This is a genomic window from Streptomyces sp. NPDC014623, assembly GCF_043088245.1.
In the GTDB taxonomy this organism is placed as follows: Bacteria; Actinomycetota; Actinomycetes; order Streptomycetales; family Streptomycetaceae; genus Streptomyces.
Genome location: NZ_JBIBZU010000005.1, coordinates 312114 through 337259 on the forward strand (window position 1 = coordinate 312114; position 25146 = coordinate 337259).

The following is a 25146-nucleotide window of genomic DNA, read 5'->3' on the forward strand; positions in this document are numbered from 1 at the left end:
TGCCGCGTCCCGCCCAGTAGCTCTCCTCGGCGAACGGGTACGTCGGCAGGCCGGTCCGCACGGGCCGGCTCCCCGGCCCGTACAGGTTCTGCCAGTCGAGGGGGTGGCCGGCCACCCACCGGGTGAGGGCTTCGTCGTACTCCCCCGCCGCGAGGTGGCGGTCGCGGGCCGGTCCGGTCCCGGGCGTGGTGCTCGTCCCGCGGGGCGCCCTGCCGCGGTGCCAGCCCTCGTGGGCCTGCGGGTCCGCCACGAACGTGGTCAGCCGGTGCTCCAGGTCGGTGAGCGAGGTGACCCGGGTCGCGAGTCGCTCCTCCATCGCGTCGCGGCCCACCTGGAGCGTGAACGCGAGGTCGGCGAGGCGTCCCTCGTACCCGTCCCTCAGGTGGTCTCGCAGCGCGTGGGCACGCGCGACGAGCTGCTCCTCCGTGCGCGCGGACAGCGGGATCAGCGCCACGGACGGTGCGGATGCCCCGGCCGTGGGCCCGGTGCCCCTGTGCGCGTCGGCGTGCGATCCCATGGCCGCGTGTCCCCCGTGTCCCTCGGTGCGGTGGTGCCGCTCCTGTCCGTCCCCGGCCGGGCCGTGGCCGGCGCGCTCCTCGATGTGCTCCTCGATGACGACGTGCGCGTTGACGCCGCCGAAGCCGAAGGAGCTGACGCCCGCCCGGCGCGGCAGCGCCCGGCCCTCGGCGTCGCGCGGCCGCTGCCACGGCTGCCGCTCGCGGACGACTTCGAACGGGCTGTCCGCGAAGTCCAGATACGGGTTGAGGTCCGCGCAGTGCAGGCTCTCGACCAGGGTGGCGTGGCGCATCTGGAGCAGCACCTTGATGACTCCGGCCACGCCTGCGGCCAGCTCCAGGTGCCCGATGTTGCTCTTGACCGAGCCGAGGCCGCAGCGGGCCGGGGCGTCGAGGTGGCCCGGCGCGCCCTCCGTCTCCGCGTACAGCTCGCCGAAGGCGCTCTTGAGGCCGTTCAGCTCGACGGGGTCGCCGAGTTCGGTGCCGGTGCCGTGCGCCTCGATGTAGGTGACGGTGCGCGGGTCGACACCCGCGTCGCGGTAGGCGCTCTTGAGGAGGTCGGCCTGAGCGCGCGGGTTGGGCGCGGTGAGGGAGTGGGCGCGGCCTCCGTGATTGACGGCGCTGCCACGGATGACGCCGAGGATCCGGTCGCCGTCGCGCCTGGCGTGTCGCAGCGGCTTCAGGACCAGGACGCCGACGCCCTCACCGCGCACGTATCCGTCGGCCCGCGCGGAGAACGTCTTGCAGCGGCCGTCCTCGCACAGCATGCCCGCGCGGCTGTAGCCGATGTGCAGGTCGGGGCTGACAATGGTGTTGACGCCGCCGACGACCGCGAGGCCGCTGCGGCCGGAGCGCAGCAGCTCGACACCACGGTGCAGCGCGACGAGGGAGCTCGAACAGGCCGTCTCCACCGGCTCGCTGGGCCCGTGCAGGTCGAGCAGGTAGCTGACGCGGTTGGGACCCACGGAGCCGGAGACGCCGGTCGCGGCGTACCCGTCCTCGCCCGCCCGCTCGCCCTTGACGAGGCTGCCGTAACCGCTCGGCGCGGTGCCGATCAGGACGGCGGTGTCGCTTCCGGCCAGGCCGGAGGGCGCCTGGCCGGCGTCTTCGAGTGCCTGCCAGGCATGGGTGAGCAGCAGCCGCTGCTGCGGGTCCATGGTGCGCGCCTCGCGGGGCGAGATGCCGAAGAACAAGGGGTCGAACCGGTCGACACCGTCGAGGAACCCGCCCCAGCGCACGGGCTTCTTGCCGCGCGGGGTCTCCGGGTCCTCCTCCAGGGCACGCCAGTCCCAGCGGTCCCCGGGGATCTCCGTGATGCAGTCCTTGCCCGCGTACAGGTTGTCCCAGAAGGCGGACAGGTCGGGCGCCTGCGGGAAGCTGCCGCTCATGCCGATGACGGCGATGGGCTCGGCGGCACCGGGTGCGCCGGCGCAGGACCGGCCGGCCACGGGCTCGTCGGAGGGGCCCGCCTCGGACGGTTCGCCCTCGGAGGGGGCCTCCGCGACGGGGGCCGTCAGCTCCGGTGCCGTCTTCGCGAGGTGTGCCGCCACGCTGTCCACCGTCCGGTGCTCGAAGAACACCGTCGGTGCCAGGAGCAGGCCGAACCGCTCGCCGAGACGGCTCGCGAGCTCGGTCAGGCTGATGGAGTCGAAGCCGTACTCGCCGAACTCACCGTCCCCGTCGATCTCCTCGGCAGGCACCTTCAGCTGCCCGGACACCTCGTCGATCACGGCCTGCCGCATCTCGTCCAGACCCGGTGCGGCGACCGGTGCGGGCCGCACAGCCCGTGCCGGCTCCGCGACCGGCACGGGGGCGGGTCGCGCCGTGGGGCCCGCGGACGCCGCGGGCGCGTGCTCGGCGATGTGGGCGGCGAGCGCGCCCACGGTGGTGTGCTCGAAGAAGACGGTGGGCGCCAGGCTCAGCCCGTGGGTGTCGTTCAGCCGCTGCGCGAGCTCGGTCAGGCTGATGGAGTCGAAGCCGTACTCGCCGAACTCACCGTCCCCGTCGATCTCCTCGGCAGGCACCTTGAGCTGCTCGGACACCGCGGCGGCCAGCGTGCGCTGCCACTCCTGGCGGCTCGGGCGCGCTGCGGCGGCGGGTGCCTCAGCGGCCGGGGCGGACAGCCGTACCGGCTGCTGCTCCGCGGTGATCTGTGCGGCCAGGCGGCCGAGCAGCCGTTCGCGGTCGCCGCAGAGCAGGAGCGTGTGCCGGGCGCCGCCCGCGACGGCGGCGGTCAGGGCCCGCAGTCCGTCTCCGGTGGGCAGGGGCGTCACGCCGATCCCGCGCAGCCGTTCCAGGGCCACGTCGTCGAGGCGCATGCCGCCGTCGGCCCACAACGGCCAGCCGACGGACACGGCACGGCCGGACCTGAGGCCGCGTGCGGCGAGCTCGGCCCGGTACTCGACGTAGGTGTCGAGGAACGCGTTGGCCGCCGCGTAGTCGCCCTGGCCCGCGCTGCCGAGCACGGCCGCCGTGGAGGAGAAGACGACCAGGTGGTCGAGGGGCAGGTCCGCGGTGGCCTCGTCGAGGTTCACCAGGCCGGTGGTCTTGGGTGCCAGGACTGCGGCCAGGTCGCCGTCGAGCTTGGTGGCGAGGTAGCCGTCGCGGAGCACTCCGGCGCAGTGGAGGACGCCGTGCAGCGCGCCGTGGTGGGAGACGACATCCGCGACGAGCGCGTCGACGGCCCCCCGGTCGGTGACGTCCGCCTGCCGGTACTCCACGGTGACGCCCGACGGGGCGAGGGCGGCCAGGCGGGGCCGCGCGGCCTCGGCGGCGGAGCGTCCCACGAGGACGACCGTGCCGGTGTGCAGGGTGCGGGACAGCTCACCGGCGACGTGGAGGCCGAGCCCGCCGGTGCCTCCGGTGATCAGGTACACGCCGCCGTCGCGCCACGGCGACGCGGCGCCCCCGTGCGCGGGCCGCGCCTCGGCCTCCGTGAGCCGCCTGGCGTACCGCAGGCCGCCCTGCTGCCGGATGTGCTGCTCGGTGTGGGCACGGGCGCCCGCCTCGACGGCTTCGGCGAGCACGTCCGCGGACCGGTCGTCGGCGGTGTCGAAGGGGTCGAGGTGTTCCAGGAGCTGGGTCCGCAGCCACGGGTGCTCGAGCGCGGCCGTGCGCAGCAGCCCGGCCACTGCGGTCAGCACCCGGGCGGCCGGGGCACCGTGCCCCAGGACGACGATCTGTGCGAGACCGCCGTCCGGCACGTCTCCGGCGGCGATCCGGGTGCGCAGCTCGCCCAGTACGTCCGAGGTCAGATGGGCGTACGCGGCGTCCAGCGGACGGTCCGCGGCCACGTCGGTCGTGTGCAGCACCACGGTGCGGGGCAGCCGGGTGCGCAGGGCGCCCGCCGCCGGACCGGCGCCGGGACCGACGAGCCACACGACCCGGTCGGCCGCCTCGGCGCCGGAGGCGGCGGCCGGGGCGGGCAGGGGCCTCCAGCACGGCTCCAGGGCCAGCAGGTCGCCCGCGGCTCCCGGCACGTCGGCGCCCTCCGCGGGTGCTTCGCCGGACAGCCAGTAGGAGTCCTGGGCGAACGGGTACGTGGGCAGGGAGAGCCGGGCCGGGCTCCGGTCCGGCGCGAAGAGCAGCTCGAACGCGACGGCCGCGCCCTGGGCGTACTCCTCGGCGAGCGTCCGCAGCCGGTCCGGGTCCGTCAGTTCCCGGGCCGCTCGCACATCCGGCCGCGCCGCGCGCCGGGGCTTGTGGTCACCGGTGCACGCGGACGGCTCACTGCCGTTCTCCAGCCAGGCGCGCAGCCGCGATACGGCCTCCGCCGTGGTGTCCACGACGAACGCGAGGCGATGGCGGAAGTGCTTGCGGCCCCGTCCCAGGGTGTGGCTGACGTCGCGCAGGCTCAGACCGGGGTGCGCGTCGAGGTGGGCGGCGAGCTGCCGTGCCCGGTCCTGGAGCTGTCCGGCCGTCCGGGCGGACAGCGCGATCAGGCGGGAGCCGTCGGCGTGTCCGGCCACCGGGGCCGCCTCGGTGCCGGGGGCCTCGGCCAGGACGACGTGGGCGTTCGTGCCGCTGTAACCGAAGGAGCTGACGGCGGCCAGGCGCGGCCGGTCCGCACGCCGCCACTCGCGCGCCCGGGTGTTGATGTAGAAGGGCGTGCCGACCAGGTCGATGTGCTGGTTGAGGCGCTCGTGCTGGGCGGTCGGCGGCAGCGTCGCGTGCTCCAGGGCGAGGGCGGCCTTGAGGACGCCGGCCACTCCCGCGGCACACGCGGTGTGGCCGATGTTGCTCTTCACCGAGCCGACGGCACAGTGGCCGCGGCGGTCGGTGCGCGCGGTGAAACTCCCGACGAGCCCGTCGATCTCGACGGGGTCGCCGAGGGCGGTGCCGGTGCCGTGCGCCTCGACGAGCTCGATGTCACCGGGGTCGATGCCGAACTTGTCGTACACGTGCTTCTGGAGCCGGGCCTGCGCGTCCGCGCTGGGGGCGGTGATGCCGTTGGACCTGCCGTCCTGGTTCACGCCCCAGCCCTTGATGACGGCGTGGATCCGGTCGCCGTCCGCCTGTGCGTCCGCGAGCCGTTTCAGGAGCAGGACGCCCACGCCCTCGGCCGGTACGAAGCCGTTGGCACGCTCGTCGAAGGCGTAGCAGCGGCCGTCGGGCGACAGGGCCCGCAGCTGGCTCATCGCCACGTGCACGCCGGGGCCCGGAATGACCCAGACGCCGCCCGCGAGCGCGGTGTCGCTGTCACCGAGGCAGAGGCTGTCGCAGGCCTGGGCGATGGCCACGAGCGACGACGAGCACGAGGTGTCGATGGAGAGGCAGGGGCCCTTGAGGTTCAGCGTGTAGGAGATGCGGCTGGCGAGGATGGCGCTGTTGGTGCCGAGGTTCTGGTGTGCGCTCAGCCCGGCCGCGTCGGCGGTGGCGCCGTAGCCGTTCACGGAGCAGCCGACGAAGACGCCGCACCGGGTGCCGGAGAGGTCGTCGGGGTTGTAGCCCGCCTCTTCGACGCAGCGCCAGCTCTCCTGGAGCAGGACGCGCTGCTGCGGGTCCATGGCGGCGGCCTCGCCGGGTGAGACGGAGAAGAAGAGCGGGTCGAAGCGGTCCGCGTGCTCCAGGACGCCCATCCACTTGCTGGAGGACTTTCCGGGCACTCCGGACCGCTCGTCGTAGAACTTCTCCACGGGCCAGCGTGAGGGCGGCACCTCGGATATGCAGTCGCGGCCTTCGAGGATGTTCCGCCAGAACGCCTCGGTGTTCTCCGCGCGGGGGAACGCGCCGGACATGCCGATGACGGCGATGTCCACAAGGCCGGGGGCGCGCTCGGGCCCGGCCGCGGGGGCGGGCTCCGGGGACGCCTGGGTGACGGGCTGCGGCTCGGGCCCGGCGCCGGCGGTGGGCCCGGGCTCCGCGGCCACGGTCGGCTCCGGCTCGGCGGCGGACCCGGGCCACGGCGCCGCGGCGGCCTCGGGCTGTGCGTCCGCCCCCGCGCCCGGGGCCACGGCACCGTGCTCCTGCGTCAGATACCGTGCCAGGTCGCTGATCGTCGGATGCCCGTAGACCGTGGTGGCGGACAGTGAGAGCCGCAACCGTGTGTTGAGGGACCGGGTCCAGGTGACGCCGGAGATCGAGTCGAGGCCCAGCTCCACGAAGGGCGCCTCGTCGTCCAGTTCGGACGCGGTGAGTTCCAGCTCCCCGGCGAGGCTGGCCCGCAGCCAGGCGGCGAGTGCGGACTCCGCGGCGTGCGCGGATGCCGGGGGCACGGAGGCGGGCGCACCGGGCTCGGGCCCGGTCCCGGGCGTGGCCTCGGCGGGGGCCGGGACCGTCTCTTCCCCGTCAGCGAGCAGCCCGGCGAGGTGACCCGCGAGTTCGTCGACCGTGGGATGGCTGTAGACCTGGGTCGCGGAGAGCGACAGCTGGAAGTGCGTGTTCAGCTTCCGGGTCCAGGTGACGCCGGAGATCGAGTCGAGGCCCAGCTCCGCGAAGGGCGCCTCGTCGTCGATGTCCGACGCGACGAGCTCCAGTTCCGACGCGAGGCTCTCGCGGAGGTACACGGCGATGTCCGGGCGCCGCGGCGCGGACATGCCGCGGGCCGCCGAGGACCCAGGGGGTGTGGCACTCATCTGTTCTCCCATGGCGCCCTCGATCAGGGCGGACAACGTACGGAACGTGGGGTGACCGCAGACCTGGGTCACGGTGAGGGAAAGCCCGAGGGTTCGGTTGACCTCGTGCAGCCACTGGACGCAGCTGAGCGAATCGAGACCCAGCTCCACGAGGGACGCGTCGTCACGGCTCGGAGCCACTTCGGTTCCAAGGACGACGGCCAGCGTGTCGCGCAGGTACCGGTGCAGGTCGCTTCTCGGGTGGATTTTAGTACGTGACGCCTGCATCAGGAATCGGCCCCTTCCGCCGCGGCTCCGGGCCCGCTGCCGTCCTGACCTGCGGCACCGGCCGGGGCGATCTGCTCCAGACGGCGCCGCAGCGCCGCGTTGAAGGTGAGAGGCGCTTCGAGCATCGCGAAGTGCCCGACGCCGTCGACCAGTTCCACCTCGACGCCGTAGCGGCGCGCGGCGGTCAGGTTCGTCGGCATCCAGGACGTCGAGTTGATCAGTACGACCGGTACGTCGAAGTGCTTGGGCACGTCCTGCAGATAAGTGAGCATCTCGCGGAAGGCGGCGGACACCACGGCCGCTCCGGTCTCCTCGCGGGTACGCGCTACCAGGGCGACGAGGTCGTCGGGCGCCCCGTCGAGGAACAGCTCCCGCGCCTCCATCGGCTGCTCGCTGAACGTGCGCACGAACCGGTCGAGCTGCTCGGCCGACAGCGCCTTGGGCTCGAAGTCGTGCAGCGTGTCCACGCCGACCAGGCCGCGGACCCGGCCGCCCAGGAGCCGTTCGGCGGCCAGCATCACGGGTCCGCCGAGGGAGTGGCCGACGAGGATCACGTCGTCGAGGCCCTCCTGGCCGACGACGGCCACGACGTCCTCGGCGAACGCCTCGACGGTCCACCTCTGCCGTGACCTCCCCGATCCGCCGTGCCCGGCGAGGTCGGGAGCGACCACGGTGTAGCGGTCCGCGAAGTGCTCCAGTTGCCGGTCCCAGTACGACGCGTCGCAGCCGAGGCCGTGGATGAGGACGAGGGCCGTCGGCCCGTGGCCGCGCACCCGGTAGCGGATGCGGTTGCCGTCGGCGGAGACGGCCGTCGCGGTGGCCGCCGGGGCCGTGCCGTCCGGCTTGCGGGCGATGACTCCGGCGTGCTCCATGTCGGGGGCGGGCGCGCCGTACGACTCCCGGTCCACGCCCACGGTGCCGAAGAACCCGGCCCGCTCCACGACGAAACCGGCGGCCTCGCACTCCCTGCGGAACACCTCGGGGTCGATGGTGTTGATCAGCGGCGGACCACCGGCGACATGGGCGGCGTCGAAGTGCGCGGCGACGTCGTCGATGTAGCCGGGCCACGGGTCACCGGCGTTCCTTCGCGCCTCGTAGTCGGCGGCCTTGGACGCCCAGTAGCCGAAGTACGGCGAGTCCGAGCTGAGGAAGACCTTGCCGCCCGGCACCAGCCAGTCGTACATCTTGCGCAACGTGAGCCGGAAGTCGTCCGGGGCGAGGAAGTGCATCACGCGGCCGGCGTGCACGGCCGTGAAACGTCCGGCCTCGAAGTCGACGTCGGGCAGCATGCCCTGGCGCAGCGACAGACGCTGCCTGGCCTCGTCGTTGACGCGCTGTCCGAGGATGTCCAGGTGCTTCTGCTCCATGTCGAGCGCCACGACCCGTGCCCCGCGTTCGAGCGCGGCGATGCTCGCCACGCCGTACGCGCAGCCCAGGTCCAGGGCCTCGCCGTCGCTGTCCCCCGCGTACTGCGCGAATTCCTCGGAGTACGGGATCAGCCGCTCGACCATCACACCGGTGCGGTTCAGGGTGGCGACCATCCCGCCGAAGTCGAGGTCGGCCGCCGCCTTGAGGTCCTCCAGGACGTCGTGGTCGCGGGTGACCGGGCGCACAGCCGCGGTGGCGGGCTCCACGTCCGGGCGGGCGGGCGCAGGGGGCAGGGGCACCAGGGACACCTGCGGCCTCACGGCGGCGGGTGTGTCCGGGGTACCGATCCGGTGCGGTACGTCCGCCAGGTCCCGCAGGACGACGGGTTTGCGCGGCCCCGCCGGGACGGCGGGGGCCGGACCCTGTTCCGCCGCGGTCACGACGGCGGGGGCCGGAGCCGGGGCCTGCTGCTCGGCACGCACCCAGTAGCGGTTCCGCGCGAACGGGTACGCGGGCAGCCGCAGGCGCGTGACACGGCGGCCGTCGGGCCGGGCCACGGTGGCCGGGACGGTGTGGCCCGCGACGTAGCCCTGCGCGACCTCGACGAGGGCCGCCCGCCGCGCGGCCGGATCGAGCGCGGCGTCCCGGGCCCTGCCGGCCGCGCTCCGGAGCCGGTCGACGTCCTGCGCCCGCGCGGTGAAGCCGCGCGGCACGACGCCTTCGAAGCACGCGTCGGCCGCGGCGGCCCGCGCGCGGCGCCAGGTGCGCCAGAGAGCGGCGGCCTCGTCGAGGGAGCTCACCACCAGGACACACCGGTGCCGGAAGTGGTGACGTCCGGTGAGGAGCGTGGCGCTGAGCCGGGGCAGGTCGGCGTCCGTCAGGGCGCCGCTCGCGATCCGGTCGAGCAGGGCGTCGACAATCCCCTCCAGAGCCGTGTCCGTCTTGGCTGAGACGGGGAGGAGGTGGGCGGGCTGAGCCGGGGTGGCGGTGGCCGGCCGGCCCGTGTACTCCCGCACGACCACGTGGGCGTTGGTGCCGCTCATGCCGAACGCGCTGACCGCGCCGGTGCGGTGGCCGTGCCGGGGTGCGGGCCACTCCTTCGTCGTCTTGTTGACGTAGAAGGGGCTCGTGCTCCAGTCGATGTACTCGTTGTCACGCTCGCAGTGCAGGCTCGGCGGGATGGCGCGGTGGCGCAGCGCCTCGGACAGACAGACCAGGCCGACCAGGCCGGAGGCCGCGAAGGTGTGGCCGACATTGGGCTTGGTCGAGGTGAGGGCGCAGAACCCGCGCTCGTCCGTGTGCCGGGCGAAGGCCGCGCGGAGCGCGCCCACCTCGACGGGGTCGCCGAGCTTCGTGCCGGTGCCGTGGGTGACGATGTAGCCGATGTCCGCCGGGTCGATACCGCCCCGCTCGTACACGGACTCCAGGAGCTCGCGCTGGGCGTCGCCCGAGGGCGCGGTGATGCCGTTCGTCCGGCCGTCGTAGTTGAGGCCGCTGGCCGTGATCACACTGTGCACGGGGTCGCCCGCGCTCTCCGCGTCCGCCAGCGGGCGCAGCACCAGGGCCGTGACCGCCTCGCCGGGGACCATGCCGTCGGCGTCCTGGCCGAACGTGGCGCACCTGCCTGTGGCCGACAGCATGCCCGCGTCGCTCATGGCGGCGAGGGCCTGCGGGGTCAGGACGAAGTTCGCCGCCGCGACGACGGCGATGTCGCACTCCCCCTGGAGCAGGCTCGCGCGCGCCTGGTGCAGTGCCGCCAGCCCCGACGAGCAGGAGGTGTTGACCGCGAGGACGGGCCCCTTCAGGTCGAGGAAGTACGACAGGCGCGCGGCGAGGACGCCGTCGTGGTTCGAGGTGAGGTTGCCGCCCGATCGGTCGAGGAGCCGGTAGTCGCCCTGCTCGACGCCGACGAACACGCCGACCTTGAGGCCCTCCAGCTCCTGCGCGCCGAGAGCGGCGTCCTCCAGCGCCTTCCAGCATTCCTGGAGGAGGTGCCGCTGGCGCGGGTCGAGCGCCCGCGCCTCCTTGGGTGCGATCTCGAAGAAGGCGGCGTCGAATTCGTCCGCCCAGTCGATGCTGCCCATCCACCGGTAGGGCTCCGGAGCCCCCTCGTCCCGTGCCGGCGCCGCGCCGAAGCGGGCGGGCGGCAGCTCGCGCACCAGGTCCTTGCCCTCGGCGAGCGCGGCCCAGAAGGCGTCCACGTCGCGGCAGCCGGGGAAGATGCCGCTCATGCCGATGACGGCGACGGCGGCGGGGGCGGGGGCGGAGGCAGTGCCGGTGACTTCGGGCGCGGGCTGCGGGGCCACCAAAACTGCCGGGGCCACGACGGACTCGGGCAGCTGGTCCCCCAGCCGGCCGGTCAGGTGGTCGGTCAGGCGCCGTACGGACGGGTGGTCGTACAGGACGGTCGGCTGGAGCGGCGTGCCGAGGCGTTCGGCGAGCCGGTGGGCGAGCTGGGTGAGACGGATGGAGTCCAGGCCCAGGTCCTGGAAGCCGCTGTCGTCGTCGAGCTGGTCCACGGGGGACTTCAGGACGTGTGCGGCGACCTCACGCACCACGTCGGCCAGGGCGGCGCGACGCCGGTCGTGCGCCACGGCCGGCTCGCGCGCGGGGGCCGGTGCGGGACCCGGGTCCGGTGCGACGGCCGTCAGCGGCCGTCGGCGGGCCGCGGGCGCGACGGCCCGTTCGGCCAGGGCCCGGGCCTGCTCGGCGGGCGCGTGCAGCACCAGGGGCGCGGCCGTGCCGGACCGCTCCGCGAGGAGCCGTTCGAGGAGGGCGAGCGCGGTGCCGGTGGCGAGGGGCCGCTGGCCGCTGGCCGCCAAGTACGCGGTGACATGGTCGTGGTCGGCCTCGCGCTGGGCGGCGGCACCCATGCCGCCGTCCTCCCACAGCGGCCAGGCGACGGCGAGCAGCCGTCGCTCGCCGCGCTCGGCGAGGGCGCGCGCGTACGCCGACTGGAAGCGGTTGGCGACCGCGTAGTCGCAGCTGCCGAAGTCGCCGAGGGTGGCGGAGCTGGACGAGAAGAGACAGATGAACTCCGTGGAGCGCCCGGCCCGGGTGCGGGCGAGGGCCCGTTCGACGGCGAGGGTTCCGTGCACCTTCGCGGCGAGGACGCGCTGCGCCGCGTCGCGGGTGGAGTCCGTCACGGCGAGCCGCTGTGCCGTGCCCGCGGCGTGCACGACACCGTCGATGGCGTGCAGTCCGGACGGCAGTGTGCCGAGCGCCTCGACGAGGGCCTCCTCGTCGGTGACGTCGGCACGGCGGCAGACGACCGCGCCGCCGTGCTCGCCGAGCCCCGCGGCCCAGGCCTCGCCGGCGGGGCTCAGGGGCGAGCGGCCGAGCAGGACGAGGTTCGCGCGGTAGACGCGGGCCAGGTACTCCGCGACGCGACGGCCGAGACCGCCGAAGGCACCGGTGATCAAGTACGTGCCGCCCTCGCGCAGGGCGCCCTGCCCGTGCGCGGTGGCGTCGGGCAGGCTCCGCACCTCGCAGACGTGCCGCTGTCCGCCCCGGTACAGGGCAGCGGTCTTCTGCTCCTGGTGCTGCTCGGTCAGGAGCAGTTCCGCCCAGCGGCTCGCGGGCGCGGCGCCCTCGTGCAGCACGACGCGCAGCGCGGTGCCGGGCAGCGGTCCGGCCAGGGAGCGCTCGTAGCCGATCAGGGCGTCGAGGGCGGCCTCCTCCACGGCGTCGTCGAAGTGGCCCGCGACGAGGACGTCGGGGACGGCTCCGCCGGTGGCGGCGAGGGCCCGCACAAGCACGCCGACATCGGCCAGTTCGCGCAGTGGCGGCCTGCCGCCCGCGCGCTCCGTGGGCCACAGGTGGTGGAGGGCGTCGACGGGACCGTGGGCTTCGGCGACGGCGGCGAGCACCCGCGCCAGGGCACGCTCGTCGGCGGGGTCGACGCGGTGACCCGGCAGTTCGGCCGAGGCCGGCTCCGGGGTGCCGGCCTCGGCGATGAACACCAGGAGGGTGCCCGGTGCGTGCCGCAGCGCCGCGGCCCGGTAGGCGTCCTGGGCCGCGCGGTCGGACAGGAGGACCACGACCACGCGCCGGGCGCCGGCGTCCGCGACCGCCTCGGCGTCGCGCGCCACCCACCGCTCCTCGAACAGGTGGGGGGCGACGGCGGTGTCCTCCGCCGGGGCCGGGTGCTCGGCGCGCAGCCAGAAGTGCTGTCCTTCGAACGGGTAGGCGGGCAGGCTCAGCCGGCGCGGGCGCGGCCCGTCCGCGTACAGCCGCCGCCAGTCGACGGGCTCGCCCGCCTCCCAGAGGCGGGCCGCCTTGTCGAGCCTGCGCTCGGCGATCCACTGGTCCAGCAGGGCTCGCCGGTCCTCGTCGTCCAGGACGCCGAGGGCGCCGGGCAGCTGCGCGGGCACCTGTGTGCGCTCCGCGAAGTCCTCGAGGGCGGCGACGAGTTCAGCCACCGTCCCGGCCACGAACGCCGCCCGGCACGCCATGGCTGTGCGGCCCACCTGGAAGGTGAAGGCGACATCGGCGAGGCCCGCCGTCTCCCCCTCGTCGGTGAGGTACCGGGCCAGGTCACGTGCGTAGTGCCGCAGGGCGCCGGGAGTCCGCGCGGACAGGGGTACGAGGTGGGGGCCGGGCAGGTCCGCGCCGGGGCCCTCGCGCGGCGGGGCCTCTTCGAGGACGGCGTGGACGTTCGTCCCGCCGATGCCGAAGGAGCTGACGGCGGCGCGCAGCGGCTCGTCCGACGGCGGCAGCGGGGTGAGCCGGTCCACCACGTGGAACGGGGAGTTCGCGAAGTCGATCTGCGGGTTGGGCGCCTCGTGGTTGATGGTCGGCGGCACCGTGCGGTGGCTCAGGACGAGGGCGGTCTTGACGAGGCCCGCGAGGCCCGCCGCCGCGTCGAGGTGGCCCAGGTTGGCCTTCACCGATCCGATGCCGCAGAAGCCGGTGGCACGTGTGTGCCGCCGGAACGCCTCGGACACCGCATTCACCTCGACGGGGTCGCCGATGACGGTGCCGGTGCCGTGGGCCTCCAGGTACCGGACGGACTCGGCGCGCACCCCGGCGCGGTCGAGCACGGAGGTGATCAGCTCGCTCTGGCCGGTGAGGCTGGGCGCGTAGTAACCCGCCTTGCGGGAACCGTCGTTGTTCATGCCGACGCCGCGCACCAGTGCGTGGACGTGGTCGCCGTCGCGCACCGCCGCGCGGGCGTCCTTGAGGAGGACGACGACGGCTCCCTCACCGCCGACCATGCCGCGTGCGTCCGCCGCGAACGGCTTGCAGTGCCCGTCGGGCGACAGTGTCATGCCCTCCTCGTAGAGGTAGCCGACGGTCTCCTCGCCGTACATCGCGCACCCGCCGACCAGGGCGTGCGTGGTCTGGCCCGACTGGATGCCCTGGCAGGCCAGGGCGAGGCCGGCGAGCGCCGACGAGCAGTTGCTGTGCACGAACAGGCTCGGTCCGCGCAGGCCGAGCCGGTGTGACACGGTGGTCGGCACGGTGCCGGGCTGGGCCTGCAGGAAGCCGACCAGCGCCTCCGAGTCGCGGCGGGTGCCGGGACCCGTGACGGGCGCCTGGTAGAGGGAGTTGGCGGTGGACATGTACACCGCCGCGTCGGCGATGTCCTCGGGCAGGTACGCGGCGTCCTCGACGGCCTTCCAGGAGTGCTGGAGCAGCTGCCGTGCCTGCGGGTCCATGAGTTCGGCGTCGCGTGCCGAGACCTGGAAGAAGGCGTGGTCGAACAATCCCTTGCCGCGCATGCTCGCGCGGACCGGCACGTGTGCCGGGTCCTGGATCAGGTGCTCGTCGACACCGAGGCGGCGCAGCTCGTCCGGCGGGCACAGCTCCACGCTCTCCGTGCCCGCGACGAGGTTGCGCCAGAACGCGCGGTGGTCGTCAGCGCCGGGAAGGCCGACGGAGACGCCGATGACGGCGACCGCGCCTTCGAGCCCGGTGGGCAGATCCGGGGCGCCCGGGGCCGGCTCCGCGGCGCGGGGCGTGTCGTCGGCCGGGACCGCGGCGCGGGGCGTGCCGCCCGGCCGGTGCCCGGCGCCGAGGACCACGCGCAGCCGGGCGGCCGTGCCGGCCGCGTCGACACAGCCGAAGACGTCCGCCGACGTGAAGGGCACGCCGAAGCGCTCGGCGACGCGGTCGGCGAGCACCACCGCGAGGACGGAGTTGCCGCCCGCGTCCAGGAAGGCGTCCGTGGGACGGAGCCCGGCGACGCCGAGCACGTCCCGCCACACGGCGAGTACGTCGCTGTCCTGGACGGTGCCGACGGCACCCGGCCGGGCCGCGCTCCGTTCCCCGGCGGGCGCGTCCGGCAGCGTGATCGGCCGTCGCGCCAGGGCGAGCCGGTCCACCTTGCCGTTCGGGGTCTGCGGCAGGTCTTCGACCGGCAGGACGAAGGCGGGCACCATGTACGCGGGCAGGGTGCGGCGCAGGTGCCCGGTCAGCTCGCGCGCGGTGGCGTCCGCGCCGGTCCAGTAGGCGACGAGCTGGGTGGCGCCGGTCGCGGGCTCGGGCCTGGTGACGACGGCGCACTCGCGTACGGCCGGGTGGCGGGTGAGGGCGTGCTCGATCTCGCCCGGCTCGACGCGGAAGCCGCGCACCTTCACCTGGGAGTCGATCCGCCCCAGGTACTCGACCGCGCCGTCCGCGAGGCGCCGTGCCAGGTCACCGGTGCGGTACAGCCTGCCACCGGGTGTGAACGGGTCGGCGGGGAACCGCTCGGCGGTGAGTTCAGGTTTGTTCAGGTAGCCGAGCGCGAGTCCGTCGCCCGCGATGCACAGCTCGCCGGGCACTCCGACCGGAGCCGTGTCGCCGCCCTTGTCGAGGATGTGGATCCGGGTGTTGTCGATGGGGCGCCCGATGGTGACGCGGCGGCCCGCCTCGACGCGGGCCACCGTGGACCACACGGTGGTCTCGGTGGGCCCGAACAGGTTCCACACCTCGCCGCCGAGCGCGGTGAGGCGCTCGGCGAGGGACGCGGAGAGCGCCTCACCGCCGCACAACACGCGCAGGCCTTCGGCGTTGGTCCAGCCCGCGTGCAGCAGCATCGTCCACGTCGCGGGGGTCGCCTGCATCACGGTGGGCCGCACGCGCGCGATCAGCTCGGCGAGCCGGTCGCCGGAGCGTGCGGTCGCCGGGTCGCTGAGGTGGCACTCGGCACCGGTGACCAGCGGCAGGTAGAGCTCCAGGGCGGCGATGTCGAAGCTGTGCGTCGTCACCGCGAGGACCCGGTCGGCCGCGCCGAGGCCCGGTCGCTTCGCCATCGCGCACAGGAAGTTGGTGAGCGCGCGGTGGGGTACCACGACGCCCTTCGGCAGGCCCGTGCTGCCGGAGGTGTAGATGACGTACGCGGGGTCCCCGGCGCCGGGAGTCACGTCGTGGCCCGGCTCCTGGGCTGCGGGGCCGGCACCGGGGTCGTCGAGCAGGAGCATCCGCTGACCGGGCCGGTCCAGGTCCGCCGACCGTCCGCGCAGCGCGGTGTGGCTGAGGAGGACGGTGGGCGCGGCGTCGTCGAGGATGTGGGCGATCCGGTCGCGCGGGTGGTCCGGGTCGAGGGGGATGTAGGCGCCCCCGGCGCGCAGGGTGGCGAGCAGGGCGACGACGAGGTCGACGGAGCGCTCCAGGTGGACGGCGACGAGACGGCCCGGTCCCACGCCGATCCCGCGCAGCCGTGCGGCGAGCTCCCGGGTGCGCTCGTCCAGGCGTGCGTACGTCACTGATTCCGTGCCCGCGACGAGCGCGACCGCGTCCGGGGTGCGGGCCGCCTGCTCGGCGAACAGTTCGTGGACGCACCGCTCCGGCTGGGTGACGGCGGTGTCGTTCCACTCCACCGCGAGGGTGTGGAGCTCCTGCGGCGAGGCCGCCGAGCAGTCGTCGAGCCGCAGCGGGTCCATGCCCGGGGCCGATTCCAGGAGGTGGGCGTACTGGCGCAGCAGCCGGTCCACCGTCACGGCGTCGAACAGGGCCGGGTCGTACTTCGCCTTGACGGTGTACGCGTCCTCGGCGGCGTGCGGCTCGATGACCTCGATGACGAGTTCGTACTCGCCCTCCTGGTGGATTCCCTCGACGTAGCGGACACCGGGGGATCCGGCCGTGACGTCCTCGTGCCAGTCCTGGTACATGAAGGCGTGGCGGAACACCGGCGCGGAGCCGTCGGCCGTGCCCAGGCCGAGCTCGCGGACCAGCGGGCCGAACGGGCAGGCGTGCGCGAGGGCGTCGAGCAGGGTGCCCTGGACGTCCGTGCACAGCTCGGTGAACGTGCCGCTGCCCGACATCCGGCTCCTGACCGGCACCATGGTGACGAAATGGCCGACCGTGCCGTCGAAGCGGCCGCCGGGCCGGGTGCTGACCGGCATGCCGACGACGATGTCGTCCTGCTGGGTGTACTGCCGCAGCAGGACCTGGTGCGCGGCGAGGAACACCGCGGACGGGTAGACACCCCGCTCGCGGGCGAACCGCACGACGCGGTCGCCGAGGTCCGCCGGGAGCCGCAGGACCTCGGTCGCGCCGTGCCGTCCCTGGTCGGGAGCGGAGCGCGGGCGGTCCGTGGGGAAGGCCGGGGCGGGCGGCAGCGCGGCCAGTTGCCCGCGCCAGAACGCGAGCCGGGCCGTGCCCTCGTCCCCGGCGAGCAGGGCGGCCTCGTCCGCGACGAACTCCGCATACGGGGCGGACTCGGCGGCCGGGAGCGGCGTGGCGCCCTCGGCGGCACTCCGGTAGGCGGCCAGCAGGTCCTTGACGAGGACGACGGCGGAGGCGCCGTCGAGGACGAGGTGGTGGGTGTTCAGGAGCACCCAGGAGGCGGCCGTGCCATGGGCACCGTGGAAGACGCTCAGCCGGCACAGCGGGCCGTTCTCCAGGTCGAACGGTTCCCTGGCGTGCGCGCGCACATGGGCGCGCACCTCGTCCGGGTCCGTCGTGGTCAACTCGTGCTCGGTGACCGCAGGCCGCGCGGCTTCGGGCCGGGCGAACACCAGCCGGTCGCCGTCGCGTCGTACGACGGCCGCGAGCAGCAGGTGACGGGTGAGGACGCTGTCGAAGGCGGTGCGCAGGGCATGCAGGTCGAGGCCGGACACCTGGAAGCAGAGCGGCACGTTGTACACGCTTGCGCCGGGTGCGGACTTCTGGAGGCTCCACAGACCCCGCTGCCCTTCGGACAACGGGTGCGGCACGAATTCATGCTCCTCGTCCGGGACTTGGTCCCCCTGTGGGCGTGCGTCACCGAGATGGGCGGCCAGGGCGTCGACGGTCCGGTGCTCGAAGAGCGCGGCCGACGCGAAGTCCGGGTGGAGCTCGCCACGCACCCGCCGGGAAAGGCGTACCAGACCCATCGACGACACGCCGAGCGCGGCGAACTCCCGGTCGGTGGACACCTCGTGGGGGGCCCCGCCCAGCTCCTCGGCGAGTGCGGCGCGCAGCCAGGCGCGGACGTCGGCGGTGCCGCGCGCGGAGAGCGGTGCGGTACGCGAGGCGGGGTGCGGTTCCGGACGTGCCTCTTCCGGGCTGCCGCCCGCGCTCTCCTCGGCCCGGGGCTGCTCGATCCCGGCGGACTCGTACCCGCGGTGGTTCGCGGCAGGCCCCTGCCCGTCGTTCGCAGCGGGCTCGTACCAGTGGTCGCGCCGCGCGAACGGGTACGTCGGCAGGCTGACGCGGCGCGGCGGGCGCCCGGCGTACAGCTCGCTCCAGGCGACGCTCGCTCCGGCCAGCCAGTTCCGGGCCGCCGCGTGCGGGTCACCGGGCGCGCCACCCGCCACCGAAGGCCTCGCACCGGTGCCGGTGAGGTCGGCGTACCGGTCGGGGTCCGTGACGCCGTGCTCACTGAAGTCGGCGAGTGCGGAGGCGAGTTCGTCGGTGGAACGGACGACGAGCGCGAGGCGAACGGGCAGTTCGTCGCGGCCGGTCTGCAGGGTGTACGCGATGTCACACAGCGGCATCGGGCGTCTCTCGCGCTCCGCATCACCCAGGTGCGTGGCCAGCCGCCCGGCGGCCGTGCGCAGCCGCTCGGGCGTGTGCGCCGACAGGGGGACCAGGCAGGCCTCGCCGGCCGCCGCCTCGTCGGTGCGTGTCCCGCCGTCGGACATGTTCTCGTATCCCTCGATGATCAGGTGTGCGTTCGATCCGCCGGCGCCGAAGCAGGAGATGCCCGCGCGCCGCGGCAGGGGGTGCCCGTCGGCGTCGACCGGGTTCCAGGGGGTGAGCTCCCGCTGGACGTGGAACGGTGACTGCTTGAAGACGATGCCGGTGTTGAGGTCTTCGGCGTTGATCGAGGGTGCGAGCGCGCCGTGGCGCAGCTGCATCAGGACCTTCGTGAGGCCCGCGATGCCCGAGGCGCTCTCGCAGTGGCCGAGGTTGGACTTGAGCGAGCCGACCGCGCAGTACTGCCCCGGGCGGTCACCGGTGAAGGCGCGGCTGAGCGCGGAGATCTCCAGGGAGTCACCGAGGGGGGTCGCCGTGCCGTGGGCCTCCACATAGCTGACCGTGTCCGGTGTGATCCCGGCCCGGGCCAGGGCGCGGGTGACGACATCGCGCTGCGCGTCCAGGCTCGGCATGCTGTACCGGCTGGTGCGGCCGCCGGAGTTGACGGCACTGCCCTTGATCACGCCGTAGACGTGGTCGCCCGCGGCCACCGCGTCGCGCAGCGGCCGCAGCACCACGGCACCGACGCCCTCCGCCGCGAGGAAACCGTCCGCGTGCTCGGAGAAGGGGCGGCACCGCTCGCCCGACGACAGCAGGCCGTGCTCCCGGAGCACGTCGAAGTGGTCCGTACCCAGGAGCAGGTTGACGCCACCCGCCACCGCGCAGTCGCTGTCACCGGACAACAGGCTCTGCACGGCCAGGTGCAGGGCCGTGAGCGACCCGGAGCAGGCCGTGTCGACGGCCACGCTCGGCCCCTGGAAGTCGAAGAGGTACGAGGTGCGGTTGGCGATGGACGAGTAGGCCGTGCGCCCGTCGTACGTGGCGTTCATGACGCCCACGAACACGCCCACGCGGCCGTGCCCGGCGAGAGCGGCGGTCGTGTAGCCCGCGTCCTGCACGGCGCCGTGCGCCGATTCGATGAACAGCCGCTCCTGCGGGTCCATGGCTGCGGCCTCGCGCTCGTCGATGCCGAAGTACTCGGCGTCGAAGGAGGCCACGTCGCCGAGGAAGCCGCCCCAGGGACGCTCCCGGCCCTGCCAGTCGCACCACCATCGGTCGGCCGGGTAGGGCGCGGTCGCGCTCTCGCCCCGGGTCAGGTTCTCCCACAGGCGGGTGGGGCTTTCGGCACCCGGGTAGCGCCCGGCGAGGCCCACGACGGCGATGTCGGCGGGCTGCCGCCCGGGTCCGCGCCGGGGTTCGGGAGCGGGAGCGGTCCTGACCTCGGCGGTCAGCGGTGCCGGGTGGGTGTCCTCCAGCGGCAGCGCCGCGGGGGTCGCCGTGCCCAGGACCTCGGCCAGCCGCGCCGCGTGCGTCTTCGTGACGTACGCGGCCGCCTCGCGGACCGTCGAGTGGTCGAAGAACAGCGTGCTGCTGAGGTCCTCGAAGTCGCGGCCGAGCCTGTCGTTCAGCTGGACCACGAGGATGGAGTCGAGACCGAGGCCGAACAGGTCGGCGTCCGCGTCGAACCGTTCGGGGTCGAGCTTCAGCGTCTCGGCGACGAGGCCGGTGACGTACGCGACGGCCTTGTCGGTGAAGGAGGTGCCACAGGCTCGCGCCGTGTCGGCCTGCGGGCCGCCGGTGCCCCGTCCTTCGAGGCCGAAGAGCGTCCCCAGCTCCGGGCGCCGTCGCTCCACGAAGTGGTCGACCAGCTCGTCCAGCGTGCGCAGTTCGAAGAACAGTGTGCTGCTGACGTCCTCGAAGTCCCGGGCCACGGTGCTGTTCATGCCGGACACGAGGATGGAGTCGAGGCCGTAGTCGTGCAGGTCCTTGGCCGGGTCGAGGTCTCCGTCCGCCAGGTGCAGGGCGTCGCGCAGCAGCCGCTCGAAGTACTCGGCGGTCCGTGCGCGCAGCTCACCCTCGTCGTACACCGGAGGCACCGCCGCGACGGGCTCACGCCGGGTGCCGGGGACGGGAGCGGTCACGGTGGCGGCGGGCCGGGGCGCGACCGGGGCGGGGACGGGGGCCTGGGGGCCGTCCGTCGTCCGGAACCGTCCGTCGCTCTCGGCGACGAGCAGCATCTGCCCCAGGGCGTGGGCCTCCGTGTCCGGCTGGGCACCGGTGCGGAACCCTTCGTCCTCGAGGACCTCGCGCCAGCTCTCGGCGGAGAGCACCGGGCTGCCGGGGATGCGCAGGGCCGCGTCCCGGTACAGCCACCAGCCGTCGGTGAGACCGAAGGTGACGTGCGCGAGGAGTGTGTTGCGGCTCATCTCGTTGAGGAGGAGCAGGCCGCCTTCCCGCAGGGCCGCCTTGACGTTGCGCAGGGTGCGGGAGATGTCGGCGGTGGCGTGCAGGACGTTCGTGGCCACGACGACGTCGAAGCCGCCGAGGTCGACGCCCTGCGGTCCGGGCGCGTGTTCGGCGTTGAAGATGCCGGTGGTCACGTGCGGGTAGCGGGGCTTCAGGAGCTCCTCGGCGCGGAACAGGAACGCCTTGGACAGGTCGGTGTAGTGGTACTCGGCGATGCGGTCGCCGAACGGTTCGAGGGCCTCCAGGACCTTGACGCTGGTCGCGCCGGTCCCGGCACCGACCTCCAGGACACGCAGCCGCCGTCCCGGTTCGGCCGCGCCCCAGGCTCGTACGGCGTCGGCGAGGAGCACGCTGAGCCGGTCGTTGAAGTAGTCGACGACCGGGTCGCCCCGGTAGACGCCCTCGACGCGGGACAGTGAGGAGCCGGGAAAGAGGATCTCGGTGCCCTGGCGCGCGCCGGTGAGGACGTCCGGCAGGGCTTCGAGGCAGGACTCGACCAGGTCCGCCTGCGCCCGCTGGCTGGCGCCCGCCTGCCAGCCGTCGCGCTCGGCCCGCCACCGGCGCCACAGTGCGGCGCCGTCCAGGTCCCGTGCGGCGAGGGCGGGTCCGGCCTCGGCGAACAGCCGGTGGCTCTCCTCCAGCCAGCGCGCGTACCGGGGCAGGACGCGGTGCCCGTCCTGGTCCGGGCGTTCGGCACCGAGGTCGCGGAGCGTCACGTACAGCAGGTCCAGGGTGAGTTCGCACATGCGTGGGTGCGGCAGGAAGCGGCGCAGCCGCTCCACTTCGCCGTGCGGCGGGCGGTGGGCGGACACGACCGCGTCCCGCACGGAGGGCAGCCCCGGCCGGTGGTGGCCCTGCCGCTCGTCCAGGGCGAGGTCGCGCAGCGCCTCGTCGCCGAAGGTGCGCATCAGCGCGATCTGGCCGTGCTCGCCCGCGAGGAAGGACTCCAGGGCGGTGAACGCCTCGTCGGGGTCGAGCGAGTCGACTCCGACGGCGGCCATCCGCTCGCGGTAGAAGGAGTCGCTGACGACGCCGGCGACGCCCCAGTACCCCCAGTTGACCGTCTTGGCCACGGTGGTGCCGCGCCGGTTCAGGGCGTGTGCGAGGGCGTCCTTGAAGGTGCAGCCCGCAGCGTAGTTGGCCTGCCCGGGGGCCCGCACGAAGCTCTCCACCGAGGAGAAGAAGAGCAGGAAGTCCAGCGGTTCGGCCCCGAAGACGTCGGCGACGCGGACACCGACGTCGGCCTTCGAGGAGAGGGCGGCGCGGAAGCGGTCCTCGTCCATGTGCGCGAGGGTCTTGTCGGCGAGGACGATCGCGGAGTGCACGACGCCGTCGACGCGCGGGTGGTCCCGCTTGATCCGCGTGTGCGCGGCCCGCAGGCTCTCGTGGTCGCGGGCGTCGGCCCGGACGTACGAGGGGGCCGCCGCACCCGCGGCACGGGCCCGCGTGGCGAGGTCGGCGAGGCTCCGCTCGACCCCGTCGGTCAGGGGGCGCCGCCCGATCCACACGATCGTCGCGCGGTACCGGTCCACCATGTACCGGCTCCACAGTTCGCCGATGCCGCCCGCACCGCCGATGACGACGTAGACGCCGCCGTGCCGGTAGGGGACCTCGGCCGCTTCCGGGGCGGTGGTGGGCAGCAGTTCCTGGGAGAACCAGCGGCCGCCGCGCAGGGCCACCGTGGTGCCGGGGCGCACCCCGGTGAGCCGCCGCTCCTCGCCCAGGCGGTCGCCGGCGTGGTCGCCGGAATCCTGGTGCGGCAGGTCGACGAGGTCGATCGTCCAGCGCGTGTGCTCCCGGGCGAGGCTGCCCGCCAGGCCGTGGACGCTCGCGTGCGTGGGCGCGACCGGGTCCGGGTCGCGGACGAGCTGGGTGCCGAACGTGTAGAGGGACCAGGCGAGGTCGCGCGTGCCGTGTCCGAGGGCGAGCAGGGCCTTGACGACGCGGAAGACCTCGACGGCGCCGCGCTCCTGGCCCTGGACCATGCCGTCGGGGTTCTCGGCGGGGGCGACCCAGACGATCCGGGCGATCCGGCCGTCGGTGGCGGCGCAGGCGGTGCGGATCAGTGCGGTGACCGCCTCGACGGACGCGCCGTCGGGCAGGTCGACGCGCTGGTGGCCGGGGTGGAGCGCCGCCAGTTCGGCACACAGCCTGCGGTCGGCGTCGAGGACGAGCACCGCGCCCCGCGGGCTCCCCGTGCCGGGGGCTTCGGCGGGATGCCGGGGTTCCCACACCGGCAGCAGCGTGCGCAGCCGGGAGGCACGGCCTGTCCCGGGGCGGGCGGGCTCCCGGCCGTCGGGCGTGGCCAGGGCGCGGTAGGCGAGGCCGCGCAGTGTGGCGCAGACCCGGCCGGCCGGGTCGAGGAGGTCGATGTCGAGCACGCGTTCCGCCCCGGCGGAACGGTTCGCCGTCGGACGCACCCAGGCGTACATCGTCTCGCCGAACGGCGCGTACACGTCGAGCCGGTCGAGCGCGAAGGGCACCCGCGTCGTCCCACCCGTGCCCGTGGGGGCCATGGCGGAGTCGAAGGCCGGGTCCAGGCCGAGCGAGGCGTGCACGGCGGCGTCGAGGAAGCTCGGGTGGAGTGCGTACGCGCCCGCCGTGGCGCGCAGGTGCGCGGGCAGCCGCAGTTCGGCGAGCACCTCGCGGCGCCCGTCGCGCTCGCCCCGGTGCAGGATGTGCACGAGGCGGAAGCCGGGACCGTAGGCAACGCCCGCGCGGGCGATGTGCGCGTAGACGTCCTCGCCCGCGAGGGGCCGCAGGCGCAGCCGGTCGCGCAGGTCGCCGAGGCCGACGCGGGGCGGCGGCGCGGCCGCCTCGGTGGTGGCGCGGCCCTGGACGCACACCTGGTCGCCGTCCGTCAGGAGGGCGAAGCCCAGTGGTCCGGCGGGGACCGTGGCGTCACGGGTGAGCGTGAACTCCACCTGCCTGCCGCCGTCGCCCACGACGACAGGGCGCGCCCACGTCACGTTCTTCACCACGGTGCGCTGCCCGGCCGCCTCCGGCAGGGCCCGCCGCACGGCCGTGCAGGCCATCTCCAGGCTCGCGACGGCGGGAAGCAGCTTCTTGCCGTCGACGACGTGGTCGCGCAGGACGAACTCGTCGCCGGAGAAGGCCGAGCGGTAGCGCTGTCCGTCGAGCCGCGACACGTTCTCGTGCAGCAGGGGGTGCGCGAGCGATGTGCCGGGGGCCGCGTCCGGGCGGGGCCCGGCGGTGGCGCGGGCGTGCGGCACACGGGCCTGGTACGGGTGGGGCACCGGCGCGAAGGCGTAACCGGGAAGGCTCACACGGCGGGCGGGCCGCTGTCCGGTGAGCGGGCTCCAGTCGGCTTCGGCGCCGCGCACCCAGGCCTTCGCCGCCTTCTTCAGCTTGCCTTCGGCGAGCCTGCGGGCGAGCCGTGCGGTGTGGTCGCGCGAGGCGCCGTCGCCGGTGCGTCCGGCGGCGGGTCCGGTGAAGCGGTGCGCGGTGTCGCCGCCGTCCGGGGCCCGCACGAACGCGTCGAGTTCGGCGGCCAGCCGTTCCAGGTCGCGCACGACGAACGCCACGCGGCAGGCCATGGCGACCCGGCCGGTGCGCAGTGTGTGCGCGACGTCGTCGAGGCTCAGCGCGGCGGCGCGGGGCCCGGTCAGGTGCCGGCGCAGCTCGGCGGCCGCGCGCACCAGGTCGTCGCGCGTGCGGGCGGACAGCGGCACCAGCTGCGGCGCGTCCGCGCCGACGGGGCGTGCCGGGGCGGCGTCGGGGACGTACTCCTCGAAGACGGCGTGGGCGTTCGTTCCGCCCAGGCCGATGGAGCTCTGGGCGGCGCGGCGCGGACCGGCTCCCCTAGGCCACTCGCGCAGCCGGTCGACAACCTGGAACGGCGATTTCTCCAGCCGCAGCTGGGGATTGGGCTCGCGGTAGTGGAGCGTCGGCGGGAGCTGCCCGTGGTAGAGGCTCAGGAGCACCTTGACGCATCCGGCGAGTCCGGCCGCGGTGTCGAGGTGGCCGAGGTTCGTCTTCACCGAGCCGATGCCGCAGTAGCCGGTGTCGTCCGTGAACGCGCGGTACGCCTCGGTGAGCGCGGCCACCTCCACGGGGTCGCCGAGCTTCGTGCCGGTGCCGTGGGCCTCGACGTAACCGATGGTGCGCGGGTCGACGCCGGTGCGGTCCAGGACCTGCCGGATCAGCCGGGACTGGCCGTTGACACTGGGGCTGTAGAAGCCGGTGGCGTCGCCGCCGTCGTTGTTGACGGCGATGCCGCGCAGCAGCCCGTAGACGTGGTCGCCGTCGGCGACGGCGTCGGCCGCACGGCGTATGAGCAGGGCCACGACGCCTTCGCCGCCCGCCATGCCGTCGGCGTCCGCGTCGAACGCCTTGACGCGGCCGTCGCCGGAGAGGTTGAGGCCCGCCTTGTGGATGTAGCCGAGCCCGTCGACGCTGTTGGCCGAGGCCGCCGCCACCAGGGCGAAGTCCGTCTCACCGGTCTGCACGGCGCGGGCCGCGAGGGCGAGCGCGCTCAGCGAGGAGGAGCAGTTGGAGTGCACGGACATGCTCGGACCGCCGAAACCGAGCTGGTAGGAGACCATGGA

Annotated in this window: 2 protein-coding genes (both running past the window's edge); both read right to left on the minus strand. The window is 74.4% G+C overall.

Translation table 11 applies throughout. The features are described from left to right. A protein-coding gene (locus tag ACF1FZ_RS11805; protein WP_391773207.1) for an SDR family NAD(P)-dependent oxidoreductase crosses the window boundary here: on the minus strand, nucleotides 1-6856 show its 5' end (the start). It extends 7250 nt beyond the left edge of the window; the window shows 6856 of its 14106 coding nt (coding positions 1-6856); its start codon is at nucleotides 6854-6856; the stop codon falls past the left edge of the window. Next, on the minus strand, nucleotides 6856-25146 hold the 3' portion of the coding sequence (locus ACF1FZ_RS11810; protein ID WP_391773208.1) for an amino acid adenylation domain-containing protein. Its footprint extends 3759 nt past the window's final position; 18291 of the gene's 22050 nt are visible here — the last part of the coding sequence; its start codon lies off the right edge, out of view — the gene reads right to left on this strand; it ends in the stop codon at nucleotides 6856-6858. The genes ACF1FZ_RS11805 and ACF1FZ_RS11810 overlap by 1 nt, the downstream gene beginning before the upstream one ends.